We start from the raw sequence: 18,450 nt of genomic DNA, 5'->3' as shown, positions 1-18,450 counted from the left end.
GTTTGCCTTTTGGCTGCTTCAAAACGATCACAGCTGATTTATCGACGCGCATCGCGTAAAAGCGCCGAAGGCGCAAACAACTGGAACAAGTATGAAAGTCTTCTATGATAGAGACGCCGACCTCTCACTTCTCAAGAGCCGCAGCGTCGCGGTAATCGGCTATGGCTCGCAGGGGCACGCTCACGCGTTGAACCTGAAGGACAGTGGCATCAATGTCAGGGTCGGCCTGCGCAGGGGGCCGTCTTGGGAAAAGGCCGAGAATGCCGGCCTGAGGGTCTTGAGTATCGCTGACGCCGTCAAGGAAGCCGACATCATCATGCTGCTCCTTCCGGACGAGCACATCGCTGATGTGTACCGCAACGAAGTCGAGCCGAATGCGCGTAAGGGCGCGGTACTCGGCTTCGCTCACGGGTTCAACATCCACTATGGCCAGGTCGTGCCACGCATTGACCTCGACGTGATGATGGTCGCACCAAAGGCACCCGGCCATACGGTGCGCAGCACCTACGCCGCCGGAGGCGGTGTTCCGCACCTCATAGCGGTTGCGCAAAGCCCATCCGGCAGCGCCCGTGATATCGCGCTCGCCTATGCAGCAGCAAACGGCGGCGGCCGCGCGGGCGTTATCGAAACCAGCTTCCTCGAAGAAACCGAAACGGACCTCTTCGGTGAGCAGGCCGTTCTGTGCGGGGGCTTGGTCGACCTCATCAAGGCTGGCTTCGAGACGCTGGTCGAAGCGGGTTACGCGCCCGAAATGGCCTATTTCGAGTGCCTCCATGAGGTCAAGCTCATCGTGGACCTCATCTACGAGGGCGGCATTGCGAACATGAATTATGGCATTTCGAACAATGCCGAATTTGGCGAATACGTGACAGGTCCGCGGATCATCACAGATGCGACGAAGCAAGCCATGAAGGACATCCTGCACGACATCCAGACCGGTGAGTATGCAAAGAGCTTCATCCTCGAGAACCGGGCTGGCGCGCCGACGCTACAGTCGCGGCGTCGTCTGACCGCCACGCATCCGATTGAGACTGTGGGAGCACAGTTGCGGGCGATGATGCCGTGGATCAGCAAAGACGCACTGGTAGACCGCTCCAGGAACTAAGGACGGAAAGGCCGCGTGAACCTGGACGTGTCGACGGTTCAGGCGGTCCTTCCTATCGCAGTGGGGGTGTATGCATCATGACTTCGAGGTTGATTCAGATTCCATCGCGAACCGACTACGTCGAAGAGGTCTATAAGGTGCTGGTGGACGCCATCTGTGAAGGCTCACTGGGGCCCGGTACCCGTCTGACTCAGGAAGAAATAGCGGAGCAGCTTTCGGTATCTCGTTCTCCTGTGCTTCAGGCGCTGCGGCTGTTGAAGAAGGACGGGCTAGTTCATGATGCGCCAGGTCGAGGTGTTCTGGTTGCCCCGCTTGACTTGCAGTGGCTAAGCAACCTCTACGAAATACGAGGAACACTGGATTCGCTGGCGGCAAAGCTTGCCGCCAACAGGCGCGCAAGGCTAGACCCTGCACTTATTGTTCGCGGGCGCCAGTCGTCTCTGAATGCCGATATCAGAGCGATGATTGACGCGGACATGGAGTTCCATTTTGCCGTCTACGCGGCGTCTGGCAATCCGTTAATCGCCGAAACGGCGCGCGTTCATTGGGTCCACCTGCGAAGGGTCATGGGTGCAATGCTTCAAGCGTCGCGTCAGCGAGCGTCGATCTGGGATGAGCATGAGGCCATTGCCGAAGCCATCGAGGCCGGGAAAGCTGCTGCAGCGGTTGAGTTTTCAGACTTCCATACTCAACGTGCTCACGAGCACCTCGTTGCCGAACTCACAGCCGTACTCAAAGGAGATGGTGATAGGAGGACGATCCGGGAGTCTGTCAAAGCCGTGTCCGTTTGAGTCAGCATCGGAGAGCGCCGGGCTTTCCGAGCCCGGCACATTGCTCAGCCTGTAAGGGATGAGTTCTAAAGGCAGGCTGTCTTGAAGAGCCAGAGTCTGAAGCGTTTGACCTTGTCGACTTCTTGCTCGTCTTCGCGGTAGGAGAAAAAGTGCGTCTCGCGGCTGAGTCTTACGAACTCGACGTCCCCCACGATGACGAGGTCTCCACGGGAAAGTTCACGCTCGGCGAGCCGTGTGGTTTCGAGTGCCACGCCCATACCGTCAACCGCGGCTGAGAGCACGAGAGCCGCGCGGTCGAATGAAGGACGGACTGTATGCGGGAGCGGCATGTCGTTGAGCTTAAACCAGTGAGGCCATGTGACGCCGCTGAGTTGCGAATCGATAAGGGTGAGTTTTTGTATCAGTTCACGCGGCTCGCTGCCGGAGCGCAGTAGTGATGGAGAGCACATGGGCACAATTCGTTCTTCACCCATCGGGAGCGCGACGATGCCGGTTCTTTGGACGGCGCGGCCATAGGAGATCGCCACGTCAACTTCCCTATCGCTGGTGAGGTCAATGGGAATCGCGCCCGATGAGAGCCGGATTGTGATGTCAGGGTTTTCGCGCATGAATTCCGGCAAGCGCGGGCCGAGCCATTTGGCGGCAAAGCTGGGAGCGCTATGTAGCGCGAGCACCTGGGCAGTGGGAGCCAGGCTGACTTCGTTGCAGGCAGCTTCAACGACGTCAAAAACGCGGCCAAGGCTTTGCTGGAGACGAAGTCCCTCTGGCGTCGCTTGCACCGTTCGGTGGCGTCGTGCCAATAGCCGGCGCCCGAAGTAGTCCTCCAGTTCGCGAACCTGGTGGCTGATTGCAGACTGAGTTAGGTGCAGTTCCTCAGCAGCACGTGTAAAGCTCTCTAGGCGGGCAGTGGCTTCAAATGCCCTAAGTAGTACGAAACTTGGAAGGCGCCTCATGTTCGTCTCCATGCATGAACCTGATTCATGGTTGTATGAACAGCCATTGTTTGTCAACTGTTCCGCGAAGACCGACGATGTTGTTATCGGTCTTTGCTTCCAGGCACAGAAGCATAAGTTGCGAAGGTGATTTCAATCCACTTTCAGTTTCCATCATCAAATCCTGTAGAAGGAGAATGACCATGTCCACAGTCGCCGAACGCCCTGCCGATTCGATCGTTAAAGCAGGAAAGGTTTCGATTTATCAACCGGAACAGGAGGAACTTATTTTCCCTGAGCTTCCGACATTCAAGACGGTGGAAGACCATCGACAGCATCTGAAGCAACGCCTCGTGGCCGCATGCCGGGCATTTGCTATCCACGGCTTCGACTACGGATTTGCCGGCCATCTCACCGTGCGAGACCCGGGAAATCCCAGCCTCTACTGGACGAATCCGATGGCGGTGCACTTCTCACAGGTCAAGATTTCGAACCTCATCTGCGCCGACCACCAGGGCAAGGTCGTCGAGGGCGAGTACGCCCTCAATCGCGCAGGCTTCGTTCTTCACGCGGCGGTGCACGAGCAGCATCCGGACATCGTCGCGATGTGTCACGCGCACACGGTGTACGGCACAGCGTTCGCCTCGCTTGGCAAGCCGCTCGCGCCTATCTCGCAGGATGCAGCGGCCTTCTACGAAGACCACGTAGTCATCGGCGATGAAGCGGGAAAGGTCGCGGTCGAGGTAAAGGGTGGCAACAAGGTCGCGAACGCCTTCGCCGGTGTCAAGGCTGCAATTCACCAGAATCACGGTCTGCTCACGGCGAGCCGTCACAGCATCGACTCGGCTGCCTTCTGGTTCATCGCTCTCGAGCGCTGCTGCCAGCAACAGCTCATGATTGAAGCGACGGGCGTGACGCCAAAAGAAGTGACGCCGGAGCGTGCCCGCTATAGCCGTGAACATGTCGGTAGCGACTACATCGGCTGGCTGCATTTCCAGACCATCTGGAACGACCTCATCGCGACGCAGCACGACATGTTCGACTAACCAGCGCGGAGCGAACACTCGACCTCCCGAGGAGCATAGAGCTGCTCCTCTTGGGGTCACCGACGTGGCGGAGACAAAGCGCATAAAGCACCCGCCAATCAAGAAAGGCCCCCATTAGGAGACAACAATGAGTTCCCACAGCCCCGTCGCGTATATGGAAGGCGGTGAGTCGTCTGCATTTGCGAAAGCAACGATGCGACTCGTGCCGTTCCTCTTCGTGTGCTATCTAACCGCATATCTGGACCGAATCAACGTTGCATTTGCCAAGCTGCAGATGCTCAACGATCTTGGCCTCAACGAGGCCATCTACGGGTTCGGCGCAAGTGTGTTCTTCATCGGCTACCTGTTGTTCGAGGTCCCGAGCAATCTGATGCTTCTCCGCGTAGGCCCACGGCGCTGGATTGCACGAATCATGGTGACTTGGGGCATTATCTCGGCGTGCATGATGTTTGTCCGGACCCCGGTCGAGTTTTATGTCATGCGTTTTTTGCTGGGCGTTGCTGAAGCCGGATTCTTCCCGGCAATCGTTCTTTACCTGACTTACTGGTTCCCCTCGTCGAGGCGCTCCAAGGTAACGGCGCTGTTCATGACGGGTATTCCGATGTCAGGCGTTATCGGCGGCCCTCTATCGGGTTGGCTCATGACACAGCTGGGTGGTGTGCACGGGATGGCGGGATGGCAGTGGCTGTTTCTGCTTGAGGGCATTCCGACCGTCGTCTTCGGCGTAATTGCATTCTTCTACCTCGATGACAAGGTTCAAGACGCGACCTGGCTTAGCGAGAGTCAAAAGGCTGCGATCGAGCGAAAGCTGCGAGATGAGGCGCCGAAGGGCGCGCTCCATTCTGCGCTGGACGGCTTGCTGAATCCGAAGATTCTTCTCGTCAGCGGCGTCTACTTCTTCTACACGATGGGGCTCTACGGCGTGAGCTTTTGGCTCCCGACGCTGATCAAGTCAAGCGGTGTATCGGACCCGCTCGACGTTGGCTTACTAACTGCGATTCCGTATGCGGCGGGCGCCATTGCCATGATAGTGGTCAGTCAAAGCTCCGACCGCACCGGAGAGCGACGCTGGCACCTGATCGTGCCGGGTCTGGTTGGCGCACTCGGCCTCGCGATGAGCGTTTCGTTCGCGCACTCGACTACCCTTGCGATGGTCGGCCTGACGATTGGAACAATGGGCGTGATGACGACGATCTCACAGTTCTGGGTGTTGCCGCCCGCTTTCCTGGGCGGTGCCGCCGCGGCAGCCGGTCTCGCGCTGGCAAACTCGGTCGGCAGTATTTCGGGTGTGGTCAGCCCGTCGCTGATTGGGGTAATCAAGAACGCAACGGGCTCGGCCGGTGCGGGCGTACTGGTACTCTCGGTCAGCCTTCTGGTTGGGGGTGCGCTGGTACTTTTCGTTCCGCCGACTCTCGTCAACTCCAACCCGAAGTAATCGCTGGAATAAACGAGCCGGCCGAAGGCGAGCCTTCGGCCGGTGGTGTAGTGGTCGGGGCGCCCCTCTAGCGTGGACATGCCTGGCGGGGCACGTTTCATTCAACTGGGATGACGGCCTCACTCATATGCCGGACCAGGTTCTCTCGAGCAAAGTCCGCGTGCTGGAGGCTGAGCTTCGCCGCAAGTTCTTCATCGCCCCTGGCGATGGCATCTGCGATTGCGGCATGTTCGTCCCAAACAGTCTTGCGTTGGCCGACAACTTGATGAACAGCTCCCATGACACGCCGCAGGTGCATCCAATGCAGGCGTGCGTTCTCGACGATGAGCGGATTGCCCGAGGCGGCGTAAATGGCGAGATGGAATGCCATATCGGCTTCAATCATCGCCTTGATGTCTGAGCCCTTTGATAACTTCCTGCCATTCGCAATCAGCGACTTGTCCAGCTTCACCTGCTTCCTGGCCGCGAGGCGGGCGGCAAGACTGTCGAGCGCACCGCGCAGTTCGTAGAGGTGGCCAATCCGTTCCGCGTCCAGAGGTGTCACCTGAAGTCCCCGGCCAGGGGCGTCTTCCACCAGTCCATCCTTCTTTAGCAGACGGAACGCCTGCAAGACGGGGGACCGGGAGACTGCCAGCTGCTCCGCGATTTCCTCCTGGACAATACGTGTCCCGGGGGCAATGGACCCCTCGCTGATGGCGTCGAGGAGGATACGGTAGACCTCGTCGACATAATCTGTTCGGGCCTGGATTTTCAGAAGTTTCGCTGGCATGGCAACGGTTTCGGTGGATACTGAATACTGTAGCTTACCAGCACAAGATAGCTACGCGAAGTCGTGCACCACGGGCGAGATCAAAGTGCGTAAAGATCGGTGACAGGCAATGGGTCCGGGAAAAGGCGCGGGACGTTAAAAGGGCCGGGGCGACGGCGGAGAGTTCAGGGCAGCGTGCGTGCGACCGCTAACCGGAAGAAAGTGTGGCGACCATGCTGGCGGATCGGTTTTTGTTGCCAGACAGTCGGACGCAGAAATCGGATCTCGACTACGGAAGTTTGAACACTGTATTCAATATTAGATTGGCCACTTGTCGGAAGCTATCAGTGTTTAACAGTATTTTGGGTCCAGGATGTCTTCAATATAATTGAATACAGAGTACGGAGTTCGCAGAGGCGCCACGCACCAGGGTGGCCCATCGGCAGACGAGGTTGGTGCACACCCCGCTTACAACGAAGCTGGAATGACGGTCGTACCCGCCCGGTCGTGTAGATCGCGATGGTATGGGTCTTGCGTGAATGGTATGGGTCTTGCATGCCGCTAAGCCAGATTAGGCGGAAGGGGTGCGGTTCATTCGCGCCTCGAGACCGCCTTCCGATCCCGATCATGGAGTAGACGGATTATGAACTTCAGCTATTCGACCACGGCGGTGAGGGCCGGACATCGGCTCGATTACTGGGCCGAGTGCGTTTGCAAGCAATTGATTCCCGCGAATGCGAACTTCGGCACGCAGGCCGATTTTTCCGGAGCGTTGTCGGGCCATTCGCTGGGCAGCCTGACGATTTGCCATATGAATTCGGGAGAGCACACGTTCCTGCGCACCGAAGCCAATATCCGGGCGATGCCAAACGAGGATTTCGTCGCGCTGATGGTGCGCTCGGGCGCAGCGACGATGATGCAGGACGATCGTGAGGTCGAACTGCTGCCGGGCGACATCGTCCTGTGCGATGCGGCGCGGCCGTTCATCAACGGATTGATGTCGGACTCGACTTACCTGCTGCGAATTCCGCGTGCGCAGTTGCTCTCGCGGTTCAGCGGCGCGGAACGGATGATGGCGGTTCGCATCGCCGAGGGCAGGGCCATGGCCCGTCTGCTGCACGAGATGGCGGAAGAGGCGTACAGATGGCAATGTCATTCCGGCTGCGGTGCCGCCGAGGCCCGGCTTGCGTCCGCGCTGGTGGACACGTTGACCGCGGCGATGGAGGTGCAGGCAGCGGGCAGCGGTTGCGAGGCCGCGTCACGCTACGACACACTGTTCGATCGCGCAGACAAATACATTCGCGGACACCTCGACGACGGTACGTTGACGAGTGTTGACATCGCGTTGGCGCTGCACGTGTCGAACCGGACGTTGGTCCGGGCGTTCGCCAGCCGGAACACGACCGTGATGCACCACGTCTGGCAGAGACGACTGGAAGCAAGCTTCTCGATCTTGACGGAGCGCCGCGTCCGTCAAGTTTCGCAAGCCGCGTTGCAATGCGGATTCAACAATCTCGCGCATTTTTCCCGGGCATTCAGGAAGGCGTTCGGTACCACGCCGGGCAGTCTGTTGCACGGAGAAGCGGGCTGACGCCCGCGGCAAGCGTGCGCGGACCTTTGCCTGCAGCACGCTTCGCGACCCGCACCGCAGTCGCGGACTCAACCTTTCCCGCCCGTGACTCAAACGGGCGGATGCCGGCGATGCCAGTCTGTCACGCTTTGCACGGCACCACCGGCGCGCACTAGAGCGGCTTCGTCGAAATGCCGCCCGACGAACTGGAATCCGACCGGCAGGCCTCCTGCAGCCGGAATGCCTGGCAGCGTGATGGTTGGGCTGCCGGTCATGTCGAACGGGCACGTGAATCGCAGCATCGCGCCAAGCAGTTCCTCTTCCTCACCGATCTTCGACACGCGCTCGAGCGTCGGAGCTGCGACGCCCGTGGATGCAATCAGCAGCACGTCGATGTCGTCAAACACGGCCTGCACGTGTCCCGCGAATGCGTGGCGTCGAAGCACGATGCGCTGGTATTCCATCGCGCTCAGGGCACGGCCCTGCTCGATCACGGTGGCGAGCGACGGGCCGTACTGCTCTTTGTGCCTCGGATACGTCTTCTCATGCGCTACCGCGACTTCGATAGCGCACAGATTTACCCAGTCCTTGAATGCCTGGGTCGTATCGGGGAAGCGGATGTCGACGATCTGCGCACCAAGGTACATGACCACTTCGAGTGCGGCTTCGAGCGTGCGCCGAGTGGGTTCGTCAACGGGGTGCTGATTGAGCCGCCTGTCGACGCCGATTCGCAACCCGCGCACCCCCTGGTTTGCTGCTACGTGATAGTCCTGCACCGGCTCGCGGCTCGCGGTCGGGTCTTTGGGGTCGACGCCGGCGATGACGCTGAGCATGGCGCCCGCGTCGGCGGCGCTGCGTGCCATTGGCCCGATGTGATCGAGTGTGGCGGCCAGTTCGAACGAGCCGTGCCGGCTGACACGGCCCCAGGTGGGTTTGAGTCCGGTGACGCCATTTGCGGCGGACGGAAAACGGATCGATCCACCGGTATCTGTCCCGATGGATCCGTAGCAAAGACCTGCAGCCGTTGCGACGCCTGAGCCGCTCGACGACACGCCCGTCCAGCGGGTCGGATCCCACGGATTGATCGGCGGCCGAATGTCCGGATGATGATCGACATAAGCGCCTTCCGTCATCTGCAATTTTCCGAGAATCACTGCGCCTCCCGCGCGAAGCTTCTCGACCACCGTGCCGTCCTCGGTCGGTTTGAAATCGCGATAGATGGGCATGCCGGCCATGGTCGTCACGCCCTTTGTCCAGCACAGATCCTTCACGCCGATCGGCACACCATGCAACGGGCCGCGCCTCTTGCCGGCCGCGATCTCCGTGTCCGCCCGCCTCGCATCGCTCATCGCCTGTTCGGCCATAACGGTCGCGTAGCTGCGCAATTCCCGGTCAACCGTGCCGATGCGTTCCAGCAGCGCCTGCGTGACTTCGGTGGACGAGATTTTCCGGGTCTGGATGCGGTGCGCTACGTCGAGCAGTTCCAGGTAATGCAGATCGGTTTCCATGGGCTTTCTCACGGTTTGTTCGGATGAAGGCGAAGGCGCATTCATCCTGGACTCTAGCAGTGCGTTCATCGGGGAATTTGTCTGCGTTTGCCAATCCGATTTGCTCGAAGGGACAACTTCGTGTCGCCATGTTCGGGGTTCGGAAGGCGTAGAGCGGGGCAGTATTCGTTTGCTCGGCGGCGAGATTACGGGGCGGAGCAGCAATGCGCGAACTCGTCACATACACGGCCGCCGCGGAGAGACTGTCTGTCCGAGGCAAGCCGGATGGCAACGCGAGTCAAGCCGGAAAGCGCGGTTCGCCCTAAGATGTTTCATACACGGTTGGCCGCGCGGACGAATGCAACGTGTCGGTGGCACGTCCGGCTTTCAGCCTTCGAAGATTGCAGCTTCCACAAGGAGTCCCGAACATGAGCAAGCACGAAACCCAGGCACTCACGTCGACGCCCGCGGAGCGGGCGTGGGCGTTGTTCCGTGTTCTGAAGGATAAGAATCTCATTCCGGACGGCTACGTCGAGAGTATGACCGACCTGATGGAGAACCAGTGGGACCCGTCCAATGGCGCACGGATCGTGGCGCGGGCGTGGGTGGACCCGGAATTCCGGGAGCTGCTGCTGCGTGACGGCACGGCCGCCTGCGCGCAGTTCGGCTATACCGGCCCGCAAGGCGAATATGCGGTCGCGCTGGAAGATACGCCGACGCTGAAGAACGTGATCGTCTGCAGCCTCTGCTCTTGCACCAACTGGCCGGTGCTGGGGCTCGCGCCCGAGTGGTACAAGTCGTTCGAGTACCGAGCGCGTCTGGTGCGCGAGGGCCGCACGGTGCTGCGTGAACTGGGGACTGAGTTGCCCGAGGACGTGGTCGTGAAGGTCTGGGACACCACGGCGGAAAGCCGCTATCTGGTGCTGCCAGTTCGGCCGGCGGGCACCGAACATATGAGCGAGGATGAACTGCAAAAACTGGTCACGAAGGACGTGCTGATCGGTGTGGCACTCCCACGCGTGCAGTAAGGGCCGCTGGCCCGCATTTCTTCTGCCCGATTTCATTCAGGAGACTCAACATGGACGGCTTTCACGACCTCGGCGGCGTTCAAGGCTTTGGCAGGGTGCGCCACACCATCAACAGCCAGAGTTACAAGCCGGTCTTTCACGACGACTGGGAGCACCTGGCCTACAGCCTGATGTTTGTCGGCGCAGATCATCTGAAACTGTTCAGCGTCGACGAGGCGCGGCACGCGGTGGAGCGCATCGAGTTTCGCCAGCAGGCCAATACACTGTATTTCGAGCGCTACGTCATCGCGACAGCCACGTTGCTGGTTGAGAAGGGCGTGCTGACGCAGGAGGAACTCGATCGCGCGCTCGGCTCGAAGTTCCAGCTCGCCGTGCCGACCATCAATAAAGGGCGCCCCGCCATCACGGGCCGGCCGCCGTTCGAGGTTGGCGACCGCGTCGTGGTGCGCGACGAATACGTGGCGGGGCACATCCGTGTACCAGGCTACATCCGCGGCAAGGAAGGCGTGGTGCTGCATCGCACGACAGTGAAGTGGCCGTACCCCGACACGATTGGCCATGGCGACCAGACCGCGGTGCACCAGCCCACCTATCACGTTGAATTCAAGGTCAAGGATCTGTGGGGCGATGCCGCCGACGATGGCCTTGTGGTGGTCGATCTGTGGGAGGGCTACCTGGATAAGGCTACACAGCGTTCCGCCGCATCTGACGTGACGACGAGTCTGATCGCCAGATCGGCTGAGCAAGGCGTGACGGCGTGACCTCGGTCGATTCCCTGTTTCGGGGAGCCGCTACACCCAGAATCCCGGTGACTGTGTTGTCGGGATTTCTTGGTGCGGGAAAGACCACGCTCCTCAATCACGTGCTGCGCAACCGCGCCGGCATGAAAGTCGCCGTCATCGTCAACGATATGAGCGAGGTCAACATCGACGCCGAAGACGTCCGGCGTCATGTCGAACTGCATCGGGGCAGCGATGAATTGGTGGAAATGAGTAACGGGTGTATCTGCTGCACGTTGCGCGCCGATCTGCTCGAGCAGGTTGGCGCGTTGGCGCGTGAGGGTCGGTTCGACTATCTGCTGATTGAATCGACTGGTATTTCCGAACCGATGCCGGTGGCAGAGACGTTCGCGTTCCTTGATCAACAGGGCTTCAGCCTGAGCGAGCTGGCTCGGCTCGATACGATGGTCACTGTGGTTGACGGGGAAAGTTTCGAGGTAATGCTCGAATCTGAAGCCTCCTTCGAGGATGAAGGCAAGGGTGCGCAGGCGCAGCATAAACTGTCCGATCTGCTGGTCGAGCAGGTTGAGTATGCGAACGTGATCCTGGTCAGCCGGCTCGACCGGATCGGCGAGGAAGGTTTCGCCAGATTGCGGGCGCTTCTCTTCAGGCTGAATCCTCAGGCGGAGATCCTGCCGATGGAGCACGGCAAGGTCGATCCAGCCCGGATTCTGAATACCAGAAAGTTCGACCTGCCGAGCCTTGCGCATACTCCAGGATGGATGCAACGTATGGAGGATGACGAGCGCCCGTCCGAATCCGACACCTATGGCATAGCGTCTTGGGTGTACCGCGAGCGCGCGCCGTTTCATCCGGGGCGCTTGCTTGCCTTTCTGCACCGTCCGTGGACAAACGGGCGTCTGTTGCGATGCAAAGGGTATGTCTGGCTCGCGAACCGGTATCCCGACATCGGCATGCTGGTGCAAAGCGGAGGCCGGTTTCAGTGGGGCTACGTCGGGCGGTGGTGGCGCTTTATTGCCGAGTCCGAATGGCCTAAAGATGACTATCGCCGGCAACGCATCGTTGAAAAATGGCAAGAACCCGGGGGCGATTGCCGGCAGGAGACCGTCTTCATCGGGCAGTCGATCGATTGGGATGTACTCAAGACTGAACTGGACGCATGCCTTCTGACCATGGCTGAAATCGAGCAAGGCCCGGAGTTCTGGGCAAACCTCGCGGGTGCAGCCGATTTCGACGCCGGAGCCGCTGCTCAGTACTGATCTCGCGATGCCGTGCGAAATTACGCGGCGTGCCCCGGCGACTCGAAGACAAGCGCCTGACTGCTTACAACATCGGGGAATGAAGATTGTCCGGATGATCCAGCATGTCTGCCACCAGATGCAGCGATTCCTCCATCGCGAACGCGTCGCCGGGACCGCCAAGGCAGATGCGAACGGCATTTGGCGGATTGCCGTCTGTACTGAATGCCGCGCCGGAGACCACGCCGATTTGCTTCGTGCGCAAATGTGAAGCGAGTTCGGATGCGCTCCAGCCGGTTTCGGCGGGCACTCTTAGCCACAGATGAAAGCAGTCTCTCGATCCCTCGATTTCGCGCGAGGCGAATATTTGCGCCGCCATGTGCTGGCGCACCTCGCACTCTCCCCGAATTGCCTTCAGCATTTGTTGCGCCACGCCGCTCTCGATCCAGCGTGCCGCGAGATATGACATATACGGGCTTGCCATCACCGTGGTCGCGCGCAACGCACCGGAGAGACGTTCGGCATGCCGGGCGCTCGGTGCGACGACGAAGGCCACACGCAATCCCGCGCCAAAGCACTTCGACATCCCGGTCACGTAGTAGGTCAGCTCCGGTGCGAGCGTCGCGAGCGCCACGGGCGGCATTTCAGAGAGCATGCCGTAGGCGTCGTCCTCGATAATCGGCACGTTGTAGCGCAGCGCGATATCGGCGACATGTTCGCGACGGTTCTGCGAGAGCGTGCGCGTGGTCGGATTCTGCAGCGTGGGATTGCAGTAGAGCACGCCCGGCCTGCGCGTCTTGCAAAGCACCTCGAACGCCGTGGCACTCAGGCCCTCATCATCGCGCGGCAGCGGCGCGAGCGGCATGCCAAGCTGATTCGCGATCACCTTCAAGCCCGGATACGCGAGGCAATCAGTGCAGATCGCTTCACCGGGCTTCACGAGCCGCAGCAGCAGCGCAACGAGGGCATTGTGTATGCCTGGGCACACCAGCAGCGCATCCGCGCGGTGCGCAGGCAGGGTGTGACGCAGCCACTGGCTCGCCATGCTGCGCTCGAACTGCGAGCCGCCGAAATCCTGATAGCGCAACATCGACCACGGGTCGGCCGCGCCGATGATCTGTGCCGCCGACTCCGCGAGCAGTGCAGTCATTTCCGGCGGCTCCGGCGGCATGTTCATGGTCATTTCGAGCGAGGTGCCCGAACGCAGCGGCACCGCGGGCGGCCTTCCGCGCACATACGAGCCGCTGCCTGCGCGCGAGTCGATCAGGCCGCGCTTGCGCGCCTCGGCATACCCACGCGCGAGCGTGGTGTAATTGATCTTCAGCGCATCCGAAAGATCGCGCAGCGCAGGCAGGCGGTCGCGCGGGCGCAGACGGCCGCTCGCCACATCTTCTTCGATGAGGTCGGGAATGGTCTGATAAACGGGCTTGTCGCTCTCGGCGAGCCGCTTGAGCCAATGGGCAGTGACGTTCGTCATGGACGTGCGCGCAGGCGCCTTCAATAGTGGGCCCATTCATTCTAGTGAGAACGGGCGCCGGAAAAATAAACAATTGATCGCATGCGATCGCGTTGAATGATCCGAATTGATGCATGCATGCACCTGAAGCGAATGGGCGTTGCCCCGAGCCAGGGCGTGTGCCAGATCACAACAACGCCGGGGCGCGGCGTGCATACGCGCCTGGCACGCGCTTCACGAAAAAAATCGTCTGGATCATTCGCGGCACGTGGCATTGATTGCCAATTGATCGCATGAAGCGTGCCGATTGATGGCATACCCGTTGCGATAAGAGAGACGCCGGCCACAGGTCGGCCACAGTCCTCAATTATTGAACGGAGTCACGCAATGCCCGCCATCACCACGCCCGCCCACAAGACCGGCGACTTCCTCGTCGATTACGAAGAGAAGGTATTCGAGGACATCAAGGCGGAACCCGGCGAGAAAGCGCTCGTTACGTTCCACACGGTCGCATTCGAAGGTTCCATTGGTTTCGTCAACATGCTGCAAGCCACGCGGCTGCAACGCAAGGGCTTCGAAACGTCGATCCTGCTTTACGGTCCCGGTGTGATGCTGGGCGTGCAGCGCGGCTTTCCCACGCTTGGCGCCGAAGCGTTTCCGGGCCATCTGAACTTCAACAACCAGTTGATGAAGTTCATGGCCGAAGGCGGCAAGGTCTATGCGTGCCGCTTTGCGTTGCAGGCGCTCTATGGCCACGGTGAGGCTGCGCTAATCGAAGGCGTGCGCCCCATCAATCCGCTCGACGTGCTCGACCTGAAACTGCTGCATCGCAAGTCGAACGCGCTCGTGATCGACACCTGGACTGTTTGAACGCACACGGGTATCGCCATGTCGACCACATCCACGAAACGCGTCGTCCGCGCGGCGGCTGTGCAGATTGCACCGGATCTCGAATCGGGCGCTCGAACGCTCGAGCGCGTGGGCGAGGCCATCGTCGCCGCGGCGCGCGAGGGCGTGCAGCTCGCCGTGTTTCCCGAAACCTTTCTGCCGTACTACCCGTATTTCTCGTTCGTACTGCCACCCGTGCAATCGGGCGCCGAGCATCTGCGGCTGTACGAGCAGGCGGTGGCGATACCCGGGCCCGTCACGGACACGGTGGCCTCGCTCGCGCGCCAGTACGGCATGGTGATCGTGCTCGGCGTGAACGAGCGTGATTACGGCAGCCTCTACAACACGCAGCTGGTCTTCGACGCGGACGGCCAGATCAAGGTGAAGCGCCGCAAGATCACTCCCACCTTCCACGAACGCATGATCTGGGGGCAGGGCGACGCTGCAGGCCTGAAGGTCGCGGAAACGGCCGTGGGGCGCGTGGGTGCGCTCGCCTGCTGGGAGCATTACAACCCGCTCGCGCGCTACGCGCTGATGACGCAGCACGAGGAGATCCACTGCAGCCAGTTCCCGGGCTCGCTCGTCGGGCCGATCTTCTCCGAGCAGATCGAAGTGACGATCCGTCATCACGCGCTGGAGTCGGGCTGCTTCGTTGTGAACGCAACGGGATGGCTCAGCGACGCGCAGATCGAATCGATCACGACGGACCCCAGGCTGCAAAAAGCGCTGCGTGGCGGCTGCAATGCCGCGATCGTCTCGCCGGAAGGCCAGCATCTGGCCGCGCCGCTGCGCGAAGGCGAAGGCATGGTGATCGCCGATCTCGACATGGCGCTCATCACCAAGCGCAAACGCATGATGGACTCGGTCGGCCACTATGCGCGGCCCGAGCTGTTGAGTCTCGCGATCAACGAGCGGCCCGCCACGCCCGTGTTTTCTCTCGACGAGGCGAGCGTCGCCCCAGTCGTCCCCACCAGGAGTGCCCACGATGAATGCCAGCGTCAACCTGCCGGAATCGAACCTGCAACTCTTGACTGAACTTCAGTCGAGCGGACTGCGTCTGGCCGAGCCGGAGTCGACGGGCCTGTCGCGCCGCGGAGGCGCGGGACCGTCGGACCACAAGGCCGTTGTGATCGACGGCGTTGCGCTCATGGTGCCGGTCCATACGCACGGCGCGCACCGGTCTGCATTCGTTGCGGATGCGCCCGACGATGCCGGTGTGAGCGTGCTCAGGCGCGGCAGCATTCCCGTTGCGCAGATTGCCTTTGCGAAGACACCGCGCTTCTACAAGCTGCAGACGCTCGATGGTGTGCCGTACTCGCATATCGCGACGCTGCACGGCACCGATGTGCTTGCGACGACGGTGCTGCAAACCTGCATCCGCTATGAGAGCCGTAAGAAGGCCTGCAAGTTCTGCGCAATCGGCCAGTCGCTCGCGGCGGGCCGCACGATTGCGCGCAAGACACCGGAGCAACTCGCCGAAGTGGCTCGCGCGGCGGTACTGCTCGACAACGTGAAGCACATGGTGCTCACGACGGGCACGCCAGCCACGCCCGACCGCGGCGCCGCGATTCTTTGCGAAAGCGCGCGGGCAATCAAGCGCGCGGTCAATTTGCCGATTCAGGCGCAATGCGAGCCGCCCGACGACGACGCCTGGTTCGGGCGCATGCGCGAAGCGGGCATCGACACGCTCGGCATGCATCTCGAAGTGATCGGCGAGGCCGAACGCGCGCGCATCATGCCCGGCAAGGCGTCGGTGCCCGTGAGCCGCTACATGGAAGCGTTCGAAGCGGCCGTGCGTGTGTTCGGGCGCGGTCAGGTGAGCACGTACCTCCTCGCCGGCCTCGGCGACACACCGCAACGGATTCTCGATACCGCGCAGCAACTCCTGCGTATCGGCGTCTATCCGTTCGTAGTGCCGTTCGTGCCCATTGCGGGCACGCCGCTCGAAGACCACGCGCCCCCCACGCCCGAGTTCATGCGCTCGATTCTCGCGCCGCTCGGGGCGATGGTGCGCGAGGCGGGCCTGCGTGCCGACGACATCAAGGCAGGCTGCGGCAAATGCGGAGCATGCTCGTCGCTCGCTTCATTCGAAAAGGAGGCGGCATGAGTGCGTCGCACGATACCGACGAGGAGATCGTCGTGCGCTGGGCCAGCGAGCCGTGGGAGCGCGAAGAAGCATTGGCGATTCGCCGTGCCGTGTTTTGCGAAGAGCAAGGCATTTTCGAGGGAGATGATCGAGACGAAACTGACGACGCTGCGCAACTGCTCGTCGCCGTGCAAGGCGCTGGCGGCACGGCGCCTTGGGTGGTGGGCACCGTGCGCATTCATCGCGATCCCGCAGATGCATCGGTCTGGTACGGTTCGCGGCTTGCCGTGCGCGCGGATTTTCGCCGGCACGGGCGCATCGGCGCGACACTGATCCGTCTCGCCGTGAGCAGCGCCCACGCGCTCGGCTGCACGACGTTTCTCGCGCGCGTGCAGGCGCAGAACGCGCCGCTCTTCCGCCGTCTGCACTGGTGCACGCTCGACGAGGTGATCGTGTTCGGGCGCGCGCATCACGTCATGCGGGCCGATCTTGCGCACTATCCTCCGTGCGCGACGCCGTATGCGGGATTCACCATTGACCAGCGGAGGGCCGCATGACGCTCGACGCAATCGTGGAGACGATCCGGGCGAGCCGCGGACTTGCGCACAAGACCGACATCGCGCCGATGCTCGCCGCGCTCGACGCGGGCTACGACGCATCCGTGGTGATGGCCGCCGGTGATGATTGCGCCGCGCTTCCCGATGGCGACGGCTACCTGCTGTTTGCCGCAGAGGGCATGGTGAGCGACCTGATCGAGGCGATGCCGTGGTTCGCGGGCTATTGCTCGGTGCTCGTGAACGTGAGCGATGTCTGCGCGATGGGCGGGCGGCCCATTGCGGTCGTCGACGTGATCTGGAGTCAGGGCATCGCACCCGCTGCGCAGGTGCTCGAAGGCATGGCGGCGGCGTCCCGGCAGCTCGGCGTGCCTGTTGTGGGCGGGCACAGCAATGCGCGCAGCGACCGCACGCAACTCGCAGTCGCGATCCTTGGCCGCGCGAAGCGCCTGCTATCGAGCTTCGAGGCACGCTCGGGCGACAGGCTGCTGATGGCGGTCGATTTGCGCGGCGCATTCGTCGAACCGTATCCCTACTGGAACGCGGCCACCGAAGCGCCGGCCGAACGTCTGCGCGGCGATCTCGCGCTGCTCGCGCAGATCGCTGAAGACGGCCTGTGCGTGGCGGCGAAGGACATCAGTATGGCCGGTATCGTCGGCACCGCGATGATGCTGGCCGAGTGCTCTCGGGTGGGCGTCGTGATCGATCTCGCCCACTTGCCGAAGCCCGACGGCGTACCGCTTTCGCGCTGGCTCCAGATCTTTCCGAGCTACGGCTATTTGCTGAGCGTGCGCGAAGAACATGTAGCCGAAGTGATCGCACGGTTCGAGGGGCGCGGCATTGCATGCGCCGGGATCGGCGAGATGCAGCCTGAGCCCTCGGTAGACGTGCGCTTGCAGGGCGAAACGCGCACCGTCTGGCGGTTCGACGCGGAGCCCTTCATCGTGCCCGCGGACCGCCGCGCAACGCGCGCATTCGCAAGCCTATCTTCGTAGCACCCGACCAGGACTCCATCATGCCCGTCACTCATTTCGTCGTGCGCTGGCCGGACGGCACCGAAGCGCGTTGCTATTCGCCCTCGACCGTTGTCCGAGATTATCTGCAACCCGGCGACTATCCGCTCGACGCCTTTCTCGATGCGACGCACGACGCGTTGGCCGCGGCGTCAGAGCGCGTGCGCCAGAAGTTCGGCTACGCGTGTTCGTCCGCACTCGATCAGTGGGACGTGATCGAACGCACAGCACAGCCATTCCATTCGCAACCGGCGGCGCTCGTCACTGTCGTGAGCGTCGATTGATTCACAGCGTCGCGGTGGCGTGACCGCCGCGAACGTTGCTTAAGGAGAT

General features: G+C 61.5%; 18 protein-coding genes. 14 read left to right on the top strand and 4 right to left on the bottom strand.

The window, feature by feature from the left end:
* Positions 1 to 91: 91 nt before the first annotated feature.
* Positions 92 to 1,105 (top strand): ketol-acid reductoisomerase, encoded by a 1,014-nt coding sequence (ilvC, locus tag AB4Y36_RS13615; RefSeq protein ID WP_368683226.1) that lies wholly within the window; start codon positions 92 to 94, stop codon positions 1,103 to 1,105.
* Positions 1,106 to 1,182: 77 nt separating this feature from the next.
* Positions 1,183 to 1,896: a GntR family transcriptional regulator gene (locus AB4Y36_RS13610; protein ID WP_368683225.1), complete on the top strand. Its 714-nt coding sequence runs from the start codon at positions 1,183 to 1,185 to the stop codon at positions 1,894 to 1,896.
* A 65-nt stretch (positions 1,897 to 1,961) separates the two neighbouring features.
* Here the strand turns inward: AB4Y36_RS13610 and AB4Y36_RS13605 are convergent, their stop codons facing one another.
* Positions 1,962 to 2,849 (bottom strand): LysR substrate-binding domain-containing protein, encoded by an 888-nt coding sequence (locus tag AB4Y36_RS13605; protein WP_368683351.1) that lies wholly within the window; start codon positions 2,847 to 2,849, stop codon positions 1,962 to 1,964.
* A 182-nt stretch (positions 2,850 to 3,031) separates the two neighbouring features.
* On the opposite strand from AB4Y36_RS13605, the gene AB4Y36_RS13600 reads away from it, so the two are divergent.
* The gene (locus tag AB4Y36_RS13600) at positions 3,032 to 3,874 is read left to right on the top strand and encodes a class II aldolase/adducin family protein (protein WP_368683350.1); all 843 of its coding nucleotides are present in this window, start codon (positions 3,032 to 3,034) and stop codon (positions 3,872 to 3,874) included.
* Between the two features lie 127 nt (positions 3,875 to 4,001).
* Positions 4,002 to 5,309: an MFS transporter gene (locus tag AB4Y36_RS13595; RefSeq protein ID WP_342946490.1), complete on the top strand. Its 1,308-nt coding sequence runs from the start codon at positions 4,002 to 4,004 to the stop codon at positions 5,307 to 5,309.
* Positions 5,310 to 5,406: 97 nt separating this feature from the next.
* Here AB4Y36_RS13595 and AB4Y36_RS13590 read toward each other — a convergent pair whose 3' ends face one another.
* Complete coding sequence (locus AB4Y36_RS13590) at positions 5,407 to 6,078, bottom strand: GntR family transcriptional regulator (protein WP_342946489.1); 672 nt, start codon at positions 6,076 to 6,078, stop codon at positions 5,407 to 5,409.
* A gap of 622 nt (positions 6,079 to 6,700) precedes the next feature.
* Here AB4Y36_RS13590 and AB4Y36_RS13585 point away from each other — a divergent pair.
* Positions 6,701 to 7,648, top strand: coding sequence for a helix-turn-helix domain-containing protein (locus AB4Y36_RS13585; RefSeq protein ID WP_368683224.1), 948 nt, complete (start codon positions 6,701 to 6,703; stop codon positions 7,646 to 7,648).
* An 89-nt stretch (positions 7,649 to 7,737) separates the two neighbouring features.
* On the opposite strand, the gene AB4Y36_RS13580 is transcribed toward AB4Y36_RS13585, so the two are convergent.
* Positions 7,738 to 9,135, bottom strand: coding sequence for an amidase (locus tag AB4Y36_RS13580; protein ID WP_368683223.1), 1,398 nt, complete (start codon positions 9,133 to 9,135; stop codon positions 7,738 to 7,740).
* 407 nt (positions 9,136 to 9,542) lie between these two features.
* Here AB4Y36_RS13580 and nthA point away from each other — a divergent pair, with 407 nt between their 5' ends.
* Genes nthA through AB4Y36_RS13565 form a run of 3 tightly spaced genes read left to right on the top strand, consistent with a single transcriptional unit; the run spans position 9,543 to position 12,141 of the window.
* Complete coding sequence (gene nthA, locus AB4Y36_RS13575) at positions 9,543 to 10,142, top strand: nitrile hydratase subunit alpha (protein ID WP_342946486.1); 600 nt, start codon at positions 9,543 to 9,545, stop codon at positions 10,140 to 10,142.
* Between the two features lie 50 nt (positions 10,143 to 10,192).
* Positions 10,193 to 10,903, top strand: coding sequence for a nitrile hydratase subunit beta (gene nthB / locus AB4Y36_RS13570; RefSeq protein ID WP_342946485.1), 711 nt, complete (start codon positions 10,193 to 10,195; stop codon positions 10,901 to 10,903).
* Positions 10,900 to 12,141 carry a GTP-binding protein gene (locus AB4Y36_RS13565; protein ID WP_368683222.1) on the top strand — a complete coding sequence of 414 codons (1,242 nt, stop codon included), beginning with the start codon at positions 10,900 to 10,902 and terminating at the stop codon, positions 12,139 to 12,141. Before nthB ends, AB4Y36_RS13565 begins: the two co-directional genes overlap by 4 nt.
* Positions 12,142 to 12,205: 64 nt before the next feature.
* On the opposite strand, the gene AB4Y36_RS13560 is transcribed toward AB4Y36_RS13565, so the two are convergent.
* Entirely contained in the window at positions 12,206 to 13,597 is a 1,392-nt protein-coding gene (locus tag AB4Y36_RS13560) for a PLP-dependent aminotransferase family protein (RefSeq protein WP_342946483.1), read from the bottom strand.
* 366 nt (positions 13,598 to 13,963) lie between these two features.
* Between AB4Y36_RS13560 and AB4Y36_RS13555 the strand changes: the two genes are divergently transcribed.
* From AB4Y36_RS13555 to AB4Y36_RS13530, 6 genes are read left to right on the top strand one after another with little or no spacing between them, the layout of a single operon-like run.
* The gene (locus AB4Y36_RS13555) at positions 13,964 to 14,446 is read left to right on the top strand and encodes an MSMEG_0572/Sll0783 family nitrogen starvation response protein (protein WP_069268576.1); all 483 of its coding nucleotides are present in this window, start codon (positions 13,964 to 13,966) and stop codon (positions 14,444 to 14,446) included.
* A gap of 18 nt (positions 14,447 to 14,464) precedes the next feature.
* Positions 14,465 to 15,499 carry a Nit6803 family nitrilase gene (locus tag AB4Y36_RS13550; protein WP_368683221.1) on the top strand — a complete coding sequence of 345 codons (1,035 nt, stop codon included), beginning with the start codon at positions 14,465 to 14,467 and terminating at the stop codon, positions 15,497 to 15,499.
* Positions 15,450 to 16,571 (top strand): MSMEG_0568 family radical SAM protein, encoded by a 1,122-nt coding sequence (locus AB4Y36_RS13545; protein WP_368683220.1) that lies wholly within the window; start codon positions 15,450 to 15,452, stop codon positions 16,569 to 16,571. Before AB4Y36_RS13550 ends, AB4Y36_RS13545 begins: the two co-directional genes overlap by 50 nt.
* Positions 16,568 to 17,107, top strand: a complete 540-nt coding sequence (locus AB4Y36_RS13540; protein ID WP_069268573.1) for an MSMEG_0567/Sll0786 family nitrogen starvation N-acetyltransferase — start codon at positions 16,568 to 16,570, stop codon at positions 17,105 to 17,107. Before AB4Y36_RS13545 ends, AB4Y36_RS13540 begins: the two co-directional genes overlap by 4 nt.
* The gene (locus tag AB4Y36_RS13535) at positions 17,104 to 18,099 is read left to right on the top strand and encodes a sll0787 family AIR synthase-like protein (protein ID WP_368683219.1); all 996 of its coding nucleotides are present in this window, start codon (positions 17,104 to 17,106) and stop codon (positions 18,097 to 18,099) included. The genes AB4Y36_RS13540 and AB4Y36_RS13535 overlap by 4 nt, the downstream gene beginning before the upstream one ends.
* A 20-nt stretch (positions 18,100 to 18,119) precedes the next feature.
* Entirely contained in the window at positions 18,120 to 18,401 is a 282-nt protein-coding gene (locus AB4Y36_RS13530) for an MSMEG_0570 family nitrogen starvation response protein (protein ID WP_342946478.1), read from the top strand.
* Positions 18,402 to 18,450: the final 49 nt, after the last annotated feature.

Source organism: Paraburkholderia sp. BR10936 (assembly GCF_040965735.1).
In the GTDB taxonomy this organism is placed as follows: domain Bacteria; phylum Pseudomonadota; class Gammaproteobacteria; order Burkholderiales; family Burkholderiaceae; genus Paraburkholderia; species Paraburkholderia nodosa_A.
This window is presented reverse-complemented; position numbering and strand designations above follow the sequence as displayed.